Raw genomic sequence first — 13,754 nt, 5'->3', positions numbered from 1 at the left:
GAGAACGGCGAGTTCTCCGAGATCTTTCAGCGGGCGATCAGCAACTGATCAAGTACTCGGCCGTCGGAAGCGCTGTGATGTGATCAGGAGTTCTGCCGCCGTGGCCTTGTCCACGCCGAGCCCGCTCAGCACGCCCTGCCCGTCCTCGTGCTCCAGGAGGGCCAGCAGGATGTGCTCGGTGCCGACGTAGTTGTGGCCGAGGCGCAGGGCCTCGCGGAACGTCAGCTCCAGGACCTTCTTCGTGTCCGCGTCGAACGGGATCAGCGCCGGGATCTCCTCGGCCCGCGGCGGCAGCGTCGGGGTCACCGCGTCGCGCACCGCCTCCCCCGTCACGCCGTGCCCGGCCAGCCAGTGCATGGCGAGCGACTCGGGCTCGGCGAGCAGGCCGAGGGCGAGGTGACCGGTCGTGACCTGGTCGTTGGCGGCCGCCCGGGCCTCCTCCTGCGAGGCCACGACCACCTTGCGGGCGCGCGGGGTGAAGCGGCTGAACCCGGAGTTCGGGTCCATCTTCTCCGCGTCGGGCCCCTTGGGCACGAAGCGCTTCTGGGCCGCCTGCCGGGTGACGCCCATGCTGCGGCCGATGTCGGTCCAGGAGGCGCCGGAGCGCCGGGCCTGGTCCACGAAGTGGCCGATGAGGTGGTCGGCGACGTCGCCGAGGTGGTCCGCCGCGATGACCGCGCTGGAGAGCTGCTCCAGGGAGTCCGGGTGGACCTTCTTGATGGCTTCGATGAGTTCGTCGAGACGGACGGGGACAATCATGCCGACTGGATTCGTCATGAGGCAACCTTAGGTTGACGCTCCTCCACTGTCAACGGTCAGTTGACACCCGAAGGGCGTACTGCGCCCCGGGAGGTGAAAGGTCACGAGAAAGAGTGAGAAGAAGGAGGGGAAAAGGGAGACGACCGGGGCCGCCACCCCCCACAGGAGAGGCCCCGGTCGTCGTCCACGGAGCCGCAGCACGGCTCCGTACTCCTATCAGCGCCAGGGGTGCGGTTTCTGTCACACCACCCCCGGCCACCCAGAGGTTGCAAGTTGCACAAAGACCCCGGACCGCGTGGACGGGACACCACGACACCACGTAGCGTGCAGGTGCGCGAGCCGGCGTGGCGGTGATGACCAGCCGCGATGACGCGGGACGCGGCCACGCTGCCGACGAACAGGGTTTAGGGGAGTGCTGGGGGACGACGCGGAGCTGACGGCCGCGGTGCTCGCTGCGCAGGACGGGGACGAGGACGCCTTCCGTACTGTGTACCGCACCGTGCATCCCCGGCTGCTCGGCTACATACGCACACTGGTCGGCGACACCGACGCCGAGGACGTCGCCTCCGAGGCCTGGCTCCAGATAGCCCGCGACCTCGACCGCTTCGACGGCGACGCGGACCGGTTCCGCGGCTGGGCCGCCCGGATCGCCCGCAACCGCGCCCTCGACCACGTCCGGATGCGCGGCCGCCGCCCCGCCATAGGCGCCGACGAGACCGAACTCACCGACAAGCCCGCCGACTCCGACACGGCCGGCGAGGCCCTGGAGGCCCTCTCCACCGGCGACACCATGCAGCTGATCGCCCAGCTCCCGCAGGACCAGGCCGAGGCCGTCGTCCTGCGCGTCGTCGTCGGCCTCGACGCCAAGAGCGCCGCCGACACCCTGGGCAAACGCCCCGGCGCCGTGCGCACTGCCGCACACCGGGGACTCAAGAAGCTCGCCGAGCTCCTCGGGGCCGACGGCGGGCAGGGCGACGGCCCGGGAACCGCCGTCCCACTGGACGGCGTCCCTCCGCAACGCGGCCGCACACCGGGGCCCGTGGCCCCCGGCGGTGTGACGCAATCACGTCCGCGTACGCAGAAGGACATGTGATGGCCGACGAGCGGTACCAGTGGCTCGATCAGGAGGCCGCGGAGCGGCTGCTCCGCGGTGAGCCGGTCGAGGCCGTCGACGACCGTGCGCGCGCCGAGGCCGAGCGCCTCGCCGAGGCCCTCGGCGCGGCCCGCGTCCAGGCCGTCCCGCCGGCCGCGCGCACCGAACTGCCGGGCGAGGCGGCGGCGCTCGCCGCCTTCCGCAAGGCCACCGCCGAACGGGCCGCGGCCGCCGGCGCCTCCGCACCCGCCGCCGTCGGCGAACTCGGCAGGATACGGCTCGCGCCCGTGACCGCCCCGGCGCGCCGCTGGGGACGCTCCGTGCGGTACGGACTGGCCGCCGCGGTCGCCGCCGTCACGGTCGGCGGCGTCGCCGTCGCCGCCGGCACGGGCGTGCTCCCGCTGATCGGCCCCGCGCCCGCCAGCTCCGTCTCGGCGGGGGAGACGACGGACCCGCTCGTCTCCGAGGAGCCCGGCATACGCCAGGACCCCGAGACGCCCCCGACGGAACCGGGCGACGGCGGCGACCCCACGCCCGGCGCGTCCCCCTCGGCCGACTCCGGGTCCACCGCCCCCACTCCCCGCGTCCCGGACGGGCGCGGCACGGTCACCCGGACCCCCGGCACCCCGACGCCGGGCAGGACGTCCGGAGGCGGCGGCGACGCGGCCGGCACCGGTTCGGCGGACGCGCGCGAGAAGGCCCTCCAGGCCTGCCGGCAGTACCGGACGGGAAAGCTCGACGCCGCCGGCCGGCAGCAGCTTCTGAAGACCCTGCGCAACGGCGACACCCTGCGCGTCTACTGCGACCGGATCCTCTCCGGCGACACCGGCACCTCCGAGGGCGCGGGCCAGGACTCCGCCGGGGGCGGCTCCAAGGGCGACGGCAAGGACGACTCCGACGGCGACTCCGACCGCAAGGACGGCTCGAAGGACGGCTCCAAGGGCGGATCCGGCAGCGGCTCCGCGAGCGCCGGCGGAAGCGGCGACCAGCGCGGCGGCACCGGGAACCAGAACGGAGGCGTCCGCCTCGACGCCGGAGTCACCGCCGCGCTGTCCGCGGGAATCACCGCCGGGACACGCCTTCCGCTCGGGGTGTAACACTTCTCGACCCCCCGGCGCAGTAAGAAGTGCCGACTGGTCATCGGCCGCGCAGAGAGCCGGGGTTCCCCCCGTACCTACGGCTCCGCGCACCTGGCGCGGGTGGGACACGTTCCCCCGGTCCCACCCGCGCCCCTTCCTTCTCCCGCCGCCGCTCCTCGCAGCCCCCTACCAGTGGACGACGACCTTGTCGCCGACCTTCACCTGGTCGAAGAGGGCCGAGAGCTTGACCCGGTCCCGGACGTTGACGCAGCCGTGCGAGGCCCCGGCGTAGCCGCGGGCCGCGAAGTCCGCCGAGTAGTGCACGGCCTGGCCGCGGCTGAAGAACATCGCGTACGGCATGGACGTGTGGTAGATCGTCGACGTCCACTCCCTCGCCTTCCACTCGACCTTGAAGAGGCCCTCGCGGGTCGGCGTGTTCTCCGAGCCGAAGCGGACGTCCATCGAGGAGACGACCTTGCCGTCGATCATCCAGGCGAGGGTCCGGCTCTCCTTGCTGATGCACAGCACCCGGCCGGTCATGCACCGCGGGTCCGGGGTGTCCAGCTTGTTCGTCGTCGACGGCTTCAGCTCGTCGGCGGTCGGCTTCCGGGTGACGGAGAGCAGCTGCTGCCAGGTCGCCGCGTCGACCGTGCCCGTCTCCGGCAGCCCCCGGCGCGCCTGGAACTTCCTGACCGAGGCCGCCGTCATCGTCCCGTAGAAGCCGGTGGGGGCCCGGTCGAAGAAGTCGAGCTGCCGCAGCCGCGCCTGGAGCTCGCGCACCTGCTCGTTCTCGTCCCCGTCGTCCATGAGGGGCTTCGCCGTGGGCTTCCCGGTCGAGGGGGAGGCGGAGGTGGCGGAGGGGGACGGCGGCTTGTCGTCCGTGGTGGGGGTGGCGGTGGGCGCGGAACCGGGCGCGGCCGAGCTCGGCGCGGGAGCCGTACTCGTACCCGTACCCGTACCCGTACCCGTGCCGGCGGCGTCCGGCGTGCAGCCGGCGGCGAGTGCCACCGCCGCTGCCGCCAGGACCACTCTGCGTATGACGGACGAAGACCGCTTCATCGTTGCCCCCCGAGATGTGTCGTGTGTACGTAGGGATGCTTCCCGCGCGCGTGTGGTTGCGCACCCGGGCCGCGAACCGCGCATCCTGTGGGGAGGAAGCGGCAGGCCGGGGCGGCAGGCCCGGGCCACGGGTCCATCGGGAGGCACAGGACATGGCGCGCGAGTCGGAGTCGGGGCTGCCCATCGAACCGGTCTACGGACCGGACGCCCTGGACGGATGGGATCCCGCCGTGAAGCTGGGCGAGCCGGGCTCGTACCCCTTCACGCGCGGCGTGTACCCCTCGATGTACACCGGCCGGCCCTGGACCATGCGGCAATACGCCGGCTTCGGCACCGCCGTGGAGTCCAACGCCCGCTACAAGCAGCTCATCGCCGACGGCACCACGGGCCTGTCGGTCGCCTTCGACCTGCCGACCCAGATGGGCCACGACTCCGACGCCCCGATCGCGCACGGCGAGGTCGGCAAGGTCGGCGTCGCCATCGACTCGATCGACGACATGCGGGTCCTGTTCGACGGCATCCCGCTGGACGAGGTCTCCACGTCGATGACGATCAACGCCCCCGCCGCGCTGCTGCTCCTGCTCTACCAGCTCGTCGGCGAGGAGCAGGGCGTCCCGGCGGACAGGCTGACCGGCACGATCCAGAACGACGTGCTCAAGGAGTACATCGCCCGCGGCACGTACATCTTCCCGCCGAAGCCCTCGCTGCGGCTGACCGCGGACGTCTTCAAGTACTGCAGGGCCGAGATCCCGAAGTGGAACACCATCTCGATCTCCGGCTACCACATGGCCGAGGCCGGGGCCTCGCCCGCGCAGGAGATCGCGTTCACCCTCGCCGACGGCATCGAGTACGTCCGCACCGCCGTCGCCGCCGGCATGGACGTCGACGACTTCGCGCCCCGCCTCTCCTTCTTCTTCGTGGCCCGCACGACCCTCCTGGAGGAGGTCGCCAAGTTCCGCGCCGCCCGCCGGATCTGGGCGCGGGTGATGAAGGAGGAGTTCGGCGCCGAGAACCCCAAGTCGCTGATGCTCCGCTTCCACACCCAGACCGCCGGCGTGCAGCTCACCGCCCAGCAGCCCGAGGCCAACCTGGTGCGCGTCGCCGTCCAGGGCCTCGCGGCCGTCCTCGGCGGCACGCAGTCGCTGCACACCAACTCCTTCGACGAGGCCATCGCGCTGCCGACCGACAAGTCCGCCCGCCTCGCCCTGCGCACCCAGCAGGTCCTGGCGTACGAGACGGACGTCACCGCCACCGTCGACCCCTTCGCCGGCTCCTACGTCGTCGAGAGGATGACGGACGACGTCGAGGCCGCCGCCCTGGAGCTGATGGAACGGGTGGAGGAGATGGGCGGCGCGGTCAGCGCGATCGAGCGCGGCTTCCAGAAGAACGAGATCGAGCGCTCGGCCTACCGGATCGCGCAGGAGACCGACAGCGGCGAGCGGGTCGTCGTCGGCGTCAACCGCTACACGATCGACGTCGAGGAGCCCTACGAGCCGCTCCGCGTCGACCCGGCCATCGAGGCCCAGCAGGCCGAGCGCCTCGCCCGCCTGCGGTCCGCGCGCGACCGGGCGGCCGTGGACGCGGCCCTCGCCGAGCTGAAGAAGGCGGCGGAGGGCACGGACAACGTCCTCTACCCGATGAAGGACGCCCTCAGGGCCCGGGCCACGGTCGGCGAGGTCTGCAACGCCCTGCGGGAGGTCTGGGGCGCGTACGTCCCGACCAACGCGTTCTAGTCGATTCCACTCGTTGAAACTCAAAGCGGAGTGTCGTACCGGTGTGCGACACTCCGCTTCATGCTGGGTGTCACCGATCTGCCGACCTATCTCGCCGGGCTCGTCCTCATCATCCTCCTCCCGGGGCCGAACTCGCTGTACGTGCTGTCCGTCGCCGCCCGCAAGGGCACCCGGACCGGATACAAGGCCGCCGCCGGGGTGTTCACCGGCGACGCCGTCCTGATGACGCTCGCCGCCCTCGGCGCCGCCTCGCTGCTCCAGACCACCCCGCTCCTCTTCATGATCGTGAAGTACGCGGGCGCCGGCTATCTGACCTGGATGGCGATCGGCATGCTGCGGGCCGCCCTGGCCATGTGGCGCACCCGGCACGAGACCGTCGCCGAGTCCGCCGCCGAGCCGGACGCCGGACCGTCCGAGCACCCGTACCGCCGCGCGCTGATCATCAGCCTGTTCAACCCGAAGGCGATCCTCTTCCTGATTTCCTTCTTCGTGCAGTTCGTGGACCCGTCCTACGCCTACCCGGCGCTCTCCTTCCTGGTCCTCGGCACCCTGCTCCAGCTCGGCAGCTTCCTCTACCTGACGACCCTGATATTCGGCGGCACCCGGCTCGCCGCCGCCTTCCGGCGGCGCAAGCGGCTCTCGGCCGGCGCGACGACGGCCGCCGGCGTCCTCTTCCTCGGCTTCGCCGTCAAGCTCTCGGCCGCCGGCGCTTGACCCTCACACCGTGTGAGGCCGTTCCGTAGGGAGCGTCATGTTCACCATCGGAGACTTCGCCCGGCACGGGCGGGTGTCGGTCCGGATGCTGCGCCACTACGACGCCATCGGACTGCTGCGCCCGGCCCACGTCGACCCGCACAGCGGCTACCGCTTCTACTCGGCGGACCAGCTCGCCCCGCTCAACCGCGTGATCGCGCTCAAGGACCTCGGCTTCACCCTCGAACAGGTGGGGGCGATCCTCCGGGACGAGCTCGGCGCGGAGGAGCTGCGGGGGATGCTGCGCCTGCGCCAGGCCGAGCTGGAAACGGCCCTGGAGGCGGCGCGGGCCCGGCTCGCCCAGGTCGGTGCGAGGCTCCGAGCCATCGAGAGCGAGGGACGCATGTCCACCCAGGACGTCGTCGTCAAGAAGGTTCCCGCCGTCCGCGTCGCCGAGCTGAGCTCGGTCGCCGCGGGCTTCGGACCGGAGGACATCGGTCCGGTCGTCGGGCCGCTGTACGAGGAGCTGTGCGGCCGCCTGGAGAGCGCGGGCGTCACCGGCTTCGGCCCGGCCGTCGCGTACTACGAGGACGCGGGCAAGGGCGACGGTTCGGTCGTCGTGCACGCCGCGACGGCCGTGCCCGAGGGCACGGTCGCGGAGGGCGTCGAGGTGCACGTGCTGCCCGGCATCGAGGAGGCGGCCACCATCGTCCACCGGGGTTCGATGGACGAGATCCTGCCGACCGTGCAGACCCTGGCCGCCTGGATCGACACCAACGGCTACCGGTCGGCCGGCTACGCCCGTGAGCTGTACCTGGAGTGCCCGGAGGACCCGGCCGGCTGGGTCTCCGAGATCCAGGAGCCGATCGTCCGCGCCTGATCCCCCGGGCGCCTGATCCCTTTTGGGCTCGGCGGGCCCGGGAACCCCCGCACGGGTTCCCGGGCCCGCCGTTCCGGTGGCGGTTCCTTACCGCTTCAACGCCCTGCGCAGCCGCAGCGCGCGGCGCGCGAGCCGGCGGAGCTTCGGGTGGCGGGGGATCGGCAGGCCGCCCGGCAGGTTCAGGACGGTGAGGCGGCGCCGGGTGAAGTGGTGCCGGGTGCGCTCGGCGAGCGGGCCCGAGAGGTGCCGCACCGCCGGCTCCCGCAGCTCCGGACGGATCTTCGGCTGCATCGCGAAGCCCACCGCCGCGACCAGGTCGTTCAGCTGCTCCGTACCGACTTCGGCGTCGCCGCCGTCCCCCTCCTCCAGGGGCGGGACGACCGCGTCGACGACCGTGAGCGGGATCCGGTTGCTGTTCTGGAACGGGGTGAGCCGTTCCAGGAGGGCGCGCGTGCCGACCCGGGCGGCCGGTATCCCGTAGAAGGTCGCCGCCGTGAGCAGCGCCGTGGAGAAGCAGCCGACGACGAGGGCGGGCCGCAGCTCGCGGTAGAGCACCTCGGCGAGCACCGGCCGGTCCTCGACGGTCAGCTCGGCGCCGAGCTCCTCCGCCGCCTCCACGAGGGCCCGCGACCAGGCGTCCGGGGCCGTCGGGTGCGGCTTGAAGACGAGCCGCCGGTGGCCGCGGGCGATCGCGCCCCGGACCATCCGCAGGTGCAGCTCCTCCTCCTCGGCGGCGGTCAGCAGGTTCAGCGCGGCCAGGTACTGGCCGAGGAGCAGCGCGGGACCGTCCTGCGAGCCGGCGGCGGGGGCCCCCGCAAGCTCCTCGACGACCTTCGTGAACGCCTCCGTCGGCACCGCCTCCGGCACCGCCCCGAACTCGGCGAGCAGCAGCGGCGCGAGCCCGGGGACGAGGTCCAGGTGCAGCAGCCGGCCCACGCGGCCGCCGACGAGCGGGTCGATCTTGTTGCGGGTCGGGCCGTAGCTCATCAGACCGTCCGCGTACACCGTGATCGGCGCGTCGGGGAGCAGTTGAGCGATGGCGAGGGCGGGCGTGACCTGGAGCGATTCGAGGGCGAGCTCGACGTGGTCGTCGCCGAGGTTCCAGAGCTTGTCCAGATGGCGCTGGAGGAGCGGCAGATCGCTCGGGCGCGGGGTCCAGCCGGCCGGGTGGAGCGGGGAGATCGTCTCGTTCCAGGACAGGACGGAGTCGAAGCGGCCGCGCAGCCGCTCGAAGCCCTCGGCCTCGTCCAGGGCGGGGGTCGTCTCCGGCACGGCCGCGTTGTTGGTGACGAGGAGGATCCGGCGGTCGGCGGGGCCGAAGCAGCCGCTGTCGAGCGCCGCGGCGAGCGTCACGGCGCCGTAGAGCGTGGAGGCGCAGAAGATCTGGGTGGTCCGACGGGCACTCACGCGACCACCTCCACAGACCCACCGGAGCCGGAGCCGGAGCCGGAGCCCGTGCCGGTGCCGGAGCCGGAGGCCGAGCCCGTGCCGGAGCCGGAGCCGGAGCCCGTGCCGGAGGCCGAGCCCGTGCCGGCCGCGGGCTCGCGGGTCGGGGCCGTCGGCGGTGGTGCGGGCCGGCGTCTGCGCAGTCGGCGCAGCAGCGTCGCGCGGTCCCCGCCCATCGCGGTCAGGGCCTCGTCGAGGACCCCCTGCGGCATCCGCCGCAGCGCGCCCGCGCTCATCGCCTTCAGCCGGCGCGCCACCTCGGGCTCGAACCTTTCGATCGACCCGATGTGATGGGAGATCACCGCGCAATACGTACGGACGGCTTTGGGAAGAAGAAGGCCCGCATCAGGGTCCTTCGCCGTTTCCTCGATCACCTGATCGAAGGCGCGGATGAAATCCAATTGCCGGACGTCGCCGATCTGGGTGAGCGAGGTCGCCACCCCGCGCCGGTAGAACACGCCGAGTTCCCCGATCGCGGCGAACGATTCCGCCTCGCGGTGGAGTTTCCAGATCCACGGCCGGTCCTCGGCGGTCCGCAGCCCGTGCGGGAAGTGCAGCAGGCCACGGTCCAGAAGCCGCCGGTGGTAGATCCCGGCCCAGGCGTACGGGTAGTCGACCGAGGTCGTCCGGTGCGACGGCAGGATCGCGTCCCGCGGGCGCAGCACCTCGCCGCGCCGGGGGACCGGCGCCCGGCGCACCGCGCGGTTGCGGCCGGTGACCGTGACGTGGTCGGTGCGCAGGAAGTCGCAGCGCAGCGCCTCGGCGGCGGCGACGAGCCGGCCGTAGTAGCCGGGAGCGAGCCAGTCGTCCCCGTCGAGGAAGGCGATGTACTCGCCGCGGGCGGCGTCGAGGCCGGTGTTCCGGGCCGTGGCGAGGCCCTCGTTGTGCTCGTGCCTGATCAGGACGGCACCCGGGATCTCGCGGACGGCCCGTTCGAGGAGCTGCGGGGTCCCGTCCGACGAGCAGTCGTCGACGAGCAGGAACTCGAAGTCCTCACGGGCGTTGGCCCGCAGGCTCGTGAGGGTGTCGGGGGCGTATGTCTGCACGTTGAAGAACGGCACGACGACGGAGAGCTTGACCACGCGGCCGACGCTAGGCGCCGCCCCGGCATTCCCACCGACCGCCGGGCGGCCTTTCGGTGAACACCAAGCAGCGGGCCGATTAACCGCCTTTCCCCGAAAGGGAAATCGGCCTTCCCGTGTCCGAATGGCGACCCGCTTCAGCGGGCGGAGAGGCTCTGTTCACCGTTTGTTGCGACCCAGTTGGGCCGAAAAGCGGAATGCCCTTCTAGCGTCCTCGACGTGCCAGCAAGTACCAGAGAAGCGGTACGGGTCGCCGTACTCGCCGACTCCGACACCCGGTGGAAATGGGGCGCCCTCACCGCGCGCCGCATCACCACGGCGACCGCCGAACCCACCGGGTTCGTCCTGCGCGGACGGGCCACGCCCACCGCGCGCCAGCTCGCCGAGACCGGGGTGTCCCAGGCCGCCCCGCGCGAGGTGACGGGCGCGGACTTCCTGCGCGCGGTACGGGACGCGGAGGCACGCGGCGAGGGATTCGACGTCCTCGTGCTCGCCCTGGTCGGCGGCACCGGCCGGGCCGTCCTGCAGGGCCTTGCCGACCTCTCCCTGGAGCGGCGCCCGGTGATCGTCACCGGCTACGTCGGCGTCGTCTACGAGAAGCTGACCGACGGCCTGCTGCTGCGCCACGGAGCCGACGTGGTCCTCGCCAACTCCCGCCACGACGCCGAGCGTTTCCGCGCCGTCTACGAGGGCGTGGGCGCCGGTGCCGGATCCGTCGTCGAGGCCGCGCTGCCCTTCCTGGGCGGCGCCCCGCACGCCCCCGAGGCCGGCCGCGACGCGCTGGTCTTCGCCGCCCAGCCCTCCGTGCCCGCGACCCGGGCCGAACGGGCCTACGTGCTGCGGCGGCTGATCGCGCACGCCCGCCTCCACCCGGGGCGCGAGGTGCTCCTCAAGCTCCGCTCCAAGCCGGGCGAACACACCACGCACCTGGAGGAGTTCCCGTTCCAGAAGCTGGTGCGCGAGCTCGACCCGCCGGACAACTTCCGGCTCGTGTACGGACACATGGGCGAGGTCCTCGACCGCACCGACCTGCTGGTCACCGTCTCCTCCACGGCCGCGCTCGAAGCGCTCCACCGCCGGATCCCCACCGCGATCCTCACCGACCTCGGGGTCCGGGAGGCGCTCGGCAACCACCACTTCGTCGGCTCCGGCCTGCTGACCTCCTTCGACCGGCTCGACGAGGGGGACGTGCCGGCACCCGACGAGACCTGGCTCGCCCGGCAGGGCGTGGCGTCCGACGGGTCGTACGAGCAGGCCTTCGACGCCGCCCGCGACCGCGTCGCCGAGCTCCTGGCGCTTCCCGCGCTGCCCCCGATCACCCCCTACTACACCGCGGAGACGGCCCCCGGCTACCTGCCCGGGATCCTCGCCCGCCACCGCCTGGACGTCACCGCGCCCGAGCCCCGCGAGAGCGGGCTGCGCCGGGTCGTCCGGGAGGCCGCGCGGGGCGCGTACCGCCACGGCGTGCAGCGCGTCGCCCCCGTCATCCGCCGCCTGGGAGAACTCTGATGAGCGCCACCGCCACGCCCGCCGGGCCCGCCGCGAGCCCGGCCAAGGGGCCCGCCCCCACCGTGCTCGCCGTCATCCCCGCCCGGGGCGGCTCCAAGGGCGTGCCCGCCAAGAACCTCGCCCCGGTGGCCGGCGTCCCCCTGGTGGCCCGCGCCGTCCACGCCTGCCTCGGCGCCCGCACCGTCACGCACGTCGTGGTCTCCACCGACGACGAGGCCATCGCGACCGCGGCCCGCACCGCCGGGGCCGAGGCCGTCCGGCGGCCCGCCGAGATCGCCGGCGACACGGCCACCAGCGAGGCCGCGGTCCTGCACGCCATGGACGCCTTCGAGGCCTCCCACGGCCGCCCGGCCGACGTGGTCCTCCTCGTCCAGTGCACGAGCCCCTTCCTCACCTCCGCCGAGGTCGCCGAGACCGCCGGGCGCGTCACCTCGGGCGCCGCCGACACCGCCTTCACGGCCGCCCCGACCCACGGCTTCCTGTGGCGCGACACCCCCGAAGGGGCCACCGGCGTCAACCACGACAAGGCGCACCGCCCGCGCCGCCAGGACCGCGAGCCCGAGTACCTGGAGACCGGCGCCGTCTACGCCATGGACGCGGCCGGCTTCCGCACCCACGGGCACCGCTTCTTCGGCCGCACCGCGCTCGTCGTCACCGACCCCGCCCGGGTCCTGGAGATCGACGACCCGCACGACCTCGCCCGCGCCAGGGTCCTCGCGCCGCTCCTCGACGAGCCCGTCACGCCCGGCTTCGCCGACGTCGACGCCGTCGTCCTCGACTTCGACGGCACCCAGACCGACGACCGGGTCCATCTCGACGCCGAAGGGCGCGAGTTCGTCTCCGCGCACCGCGGCGACGGCCTCGGCATCGCGGCCCTGCGCCGCGCCGGACTGCCCGTCCTCATCCTCTCCACCGAGCAGAACGCCGTGGTCGCCGCCCGCGCCCGCAAGCTCAAGATCCCCGTCCTGCACGGCATCGACCGCAAGGACCGCGCCCTCAAGGAGTGGTGCGAGGCCGAGGGCATCGACCCGCAGCGCGTCCTCTACGCCGGCAACGACGTCAACGACCTGCCCTGCTTCCACCTCGTCGGCTGGCCCGTCGCGGTGAGCAGCGCCCACGACTCCGTACGGGCCGCCGCCCGCGCGGTCACCGTCACCCCGGGCGGCTCCGGAGCGATCCGCGAGATCGCCGCCTGGCTCCTCGGACCCGAGCTCGACACCCCCAACTCGCCCAACCCGTAAGGAACGATCATGAACACCCGTCTGCGCACCCTCGGCACCAAGACCGCCGGCCCGGGGCACTCCGTCTACGTCTGCGGCGAGATCGGCATCAACCACAACGGCGACCTCGACAACGCCTTCAAGCTGATCGACGTGGCCGCCGAGGCCGGCTGCGACGCCGTCAAGTTCCAGAAGCGCACCCCGGAGATCTGCACCCCGCGCGACCAGTGGGACATCGAGCGCGACACCCCCTGGGGCCGGATGACGTACATCGACTACCGCCACCGCGTGGAGTTCGGCGAGGACGAGTACCGCGCCATCGACGAGCACTGCAAGGAGCGCGGCATCGACTGGTTCGCCTCCCCGTGGGACACCGAGGCCGTCGCCTTCCTGGAGAAGTTCGACGTCCCCGCCCACAAGGTCGCCTCCGCCTCCCTCACCGACGACGAGCTGCTGCGCGAGCTGCGCGCCACCGGCCGCACGGTCATCCTCTCCACCGGCATGTCGACGCCGAAGCAGATCCGGCACGCCGTCGAGGTCCTCGGCAGCGACAACATCCTGCTCTGCCACGCCACCTCGACCTACCCGGCCAAGGCCGAGGAGCTCAACCTCCGCGTCATCCAGACGCTCCAGGAGGAGTACCCGAACGTACCCGTGGGCTACTCCGGCCACGAGACCGGCCTTCAGACCACGCTGGCCGCCGTCGCCCTCGGCGCCACCTTCGTCGAGCGCCACATCACCCTCGACCGCGCCATGTGGGGCTCCGACCAGGCCGCCTCCGTCGAGCCGCAGGGCCTCCAGCGCCTGGTCCGCGACATCCGCACCATCGAGGCCGCGCTCGGCGACGGCGTGAAGAAGGTGTACGAGTCGGAGCTCGGCCCGATGAAGAAGCTCCGCCGGGTCCAGGGCACCGTCGCCGCATGACCGGGCAGCTGGCGTTCGTCGAGAGCCCGGTCCAGCTCCTGAACGTCCTGGAGTGGGCGCACGCGCAGAGCCTCGGGGGCCGCACGGCCCCCGCGACCGGTGACCCGGCGGACGCCAAGCCGGCGGACGCCCTCACCGTCGTCGTCCTCTCGCCGACCGACCCCATGTCGCGGGGCCAGCTGCGCCCGCTCGCGGAAGCTCCACATCCACCGCGGACGCGGGGTTTAGCCCTGCCGAAGGCGCGGCATCGGCCAACAGAGCGAGTGCATCGCACCAC

The 13,754-nt window shown here is 72.8% G+C and carries 12 protein-coding genes and 1 pseudogene; 9 read left to right on the top strand and 4 right to left on the bottom strand.

Annotation, left to right across the window (positions count from 1 at the left end):
* Positions 1 to 48: 48 nt before the first annotated feature.
* Positions 49 to 777 carry a Clp protease N-terminal domain-containing protein gene (locus ABZ318_RS36095; RefSeq protein WP_356906658.1) on the bottom strand — a complete coding sequence of 243 codons (729 nt, stop codon included), beginning with the start codon at positions 775 to 777 and terminating at the stop codon, positions 49 to 51.
* A 394-nt stretch (positions 778 to 1,171) separates the two neighbouring features.
* On the opposite strand from ABZ318_RS36095, the gene ABZ318_RS36090 reads away from it, so the two are divergent.
* Together ABZ318_RS36090 and ABZ318_RS36085 are read left to right on the top strand one after the other, a co-directional pair.
* Positions 1,172 to 1,852: an RNA polymerase sigma factor gene (locus tag ABZ318_RS36090; RefSeq protein ID WP_356906657.1), complete on the top strand. Its 681-nt coding sequence runs from the start codon at positions 1,172 to 1,174 to the stop codon at positions 1,850 to 1,852.
* Positions 1,852 to 2,949 carry a hypothetical protein gene (locus tag ABZ318_RS36085; RefSeq protein ID WP_356906656.1) on the top strand — a complete coding sequence of 366 codons (1,098 nt, stop codon included), beginning with the start codon at positions 1,852 to 1,854 and terminating at the stop codon, positions 2,947 to 2,949. The genes ABZ318_RS36090 and ABZ318_RS36085 overlap by 1 nt, the downstream gene beginning before the upstream one ends.
* Before the next feature lie 168 nt (positions 2,950 to 3,117).
* On the opposite strand, the gene ABZ318_RS36080 is transcribed toward ABZ318_RS36085, so the two are convergent.
* Entirely contained in the window at positions 3,118 to 3,990 is an 873-nt protein-coding gene (locus tag ABZ318_RS36080) for a L,D-transpeptidase family protein (protein WP_356906655.1), read from the bottom strand.
* A 152-nt stretch (positions 3,991 to 4,142) separates the two neighbouring features.
* On the opposite strand from ABZ318_RS36080, the gene ABZ318_RS36075 reads away from it, so the two are divergent.
* Genes ABZ318_RS36075 through ABZ318_RS36065 form a run of 3 tightly spaced genes read left to right on the top strand, consistent with a single transcriptional unit; the run spans position 4,143 to position 7,296 of the window.
* Positions 4,143 to 5,723, top strand: coding sequence for a methylmalonyl-CoA mutase family protein (locus ABZ318_RS36075; RefSeq protein WP_356906654.1), 1,581 nt, complete (start codon positions 4,143 to 4,145; stop codon positions 5,721 to 5,723).
* A gap of 60 nt (positions 5,724 to 5,783) precedes the next feature.
* Positions 5,784 to 6,437: a leucine efflux protein LeuE gene (gene leuE, locus ABZ318_RS36070; protein ID WP_356906653.1), complete on the top strand. Its 654-nt coding sequence runs from the start codon at positions 5,784 to 5,786 to the stop codon at positions 6,435 to 6,437.
* 37 nt (positions 6,438 to 6,474) lie between these two features.
* Positions 6,475 to 7,296 (top strand): MerR family transcriptional regulator, encoded by an 822-nt coding sequence (locus ABZ318_RS36065; protein ID WP_356906652.1) that lies wholly within the window; start codon positions 6,475 to 6,477, stop codon positions 7,294 to 7,296.
* 87 nt (positions 7,297 to 7,383) lie between these two features.
* Here ABZ318_RS36065 and ABZ318_RS36060 read toward each other — a convergent pair whose 3' ends face one another.
* Positions 7,384 to 8,703 carry a polysialyltransferase family glycosyltransferase gene (locus ABZ318_RS36060; RefSeq protein ID WP_356906651.1) on the bottom strand — a complete coding sequence of 440 codons (1,320 nt, stop codon included), beginning with the start codon at positions 8,701 to 8,703 and terminating at the stop codon, positions 7,384 to 7,386.
* Positions 8,700 to 9,824, bottom strand: coding sequence for a glycosyltransferase family 2 protein (locus ABZ318_RS36055; RefSeq protein WP_356906650.1), 1,125 nt, complete (start codon positions 9,822 to 9,824; stop codon positions 8,700 to 8,702). Before ABZ318_RS36055 ends, ABZ318_RS36060 begins: the two co-directional genes overlap by 4 nt.
* A 219-nt stretch (positions 9,825 to 10,043) precedes the next feature.
* Between ABZ318_RS36055 and ABZ318_RS36050 the strand changes: the two genes are divergently transcribed.
* From ABZ318_RS36050 to ABZ318_RS36035, 4 genes and pseudogenes are all read left to right on the top strand, one after another.
* The gene (locus tag ABZ318_RS36050; protein ID WP_356906649.1) at positions 10,044 to 11,333 is read left to right on the top strand and encodes a DUF6716 putative glycosyltransferase; all 1,290 of its coding nucleotides are present in this window, start codon (positions 10,044 to 10,046) and stop codon (positions 11,331 to 11,333) included.
* Positions 11,333 to 12,574, top strand: coding sequence for an acylneuraminate cytidylyltransferase (locus tag ABZ318_RS36045; RefSeq protein ID WP_356906648.1), 1,242 nt, complete (start codon positions 11,333 to 11,335; stop codon positions 12,572 to 12,574). Before ABZ318_RS36050 ends, ABZ318_RS36045 begins: the two co-directional genes overlap by 1 nt.
* A 9-nt stretch (positions 12,575 to 12,583) precedes the next feature.
* The gene (locus tag ABZ318_RS36040) at positions 12,584 to 13,477 is read left to right on the top strand and encodes an N-acetylneuraminate synthase family protein (RefSeq protein WP_356906647.1); all 894 of its coding nucleotides are present in this window, start codon (positions 12,584 to 12,586) and stop codon (positions 13,475 to 13,477) included.
* Positions 13,474 to 13,754, top strand: a pseudogene (locus ABZ318_RS36035) (hypothetical protein); the annotation flags it as partial. The gene ABZ318_RS36040 and the pseudogene ABZ318_RS36035, both read left to right, overlap by 4 nt.

This window comes from Streptomyces sp. NPDC006197, assembly GCF_040613865.1.
Taxonomy (GTDB): Bacteria; Actinomycetota; Actinomycetes; order Streptomycetales; family Streptomycetaceae; genus Streptomyces.
Note: the sequence above shows the minus strand (reverse complement) of the source record. Positions and strands in the feature narration are given on the sequence as shown.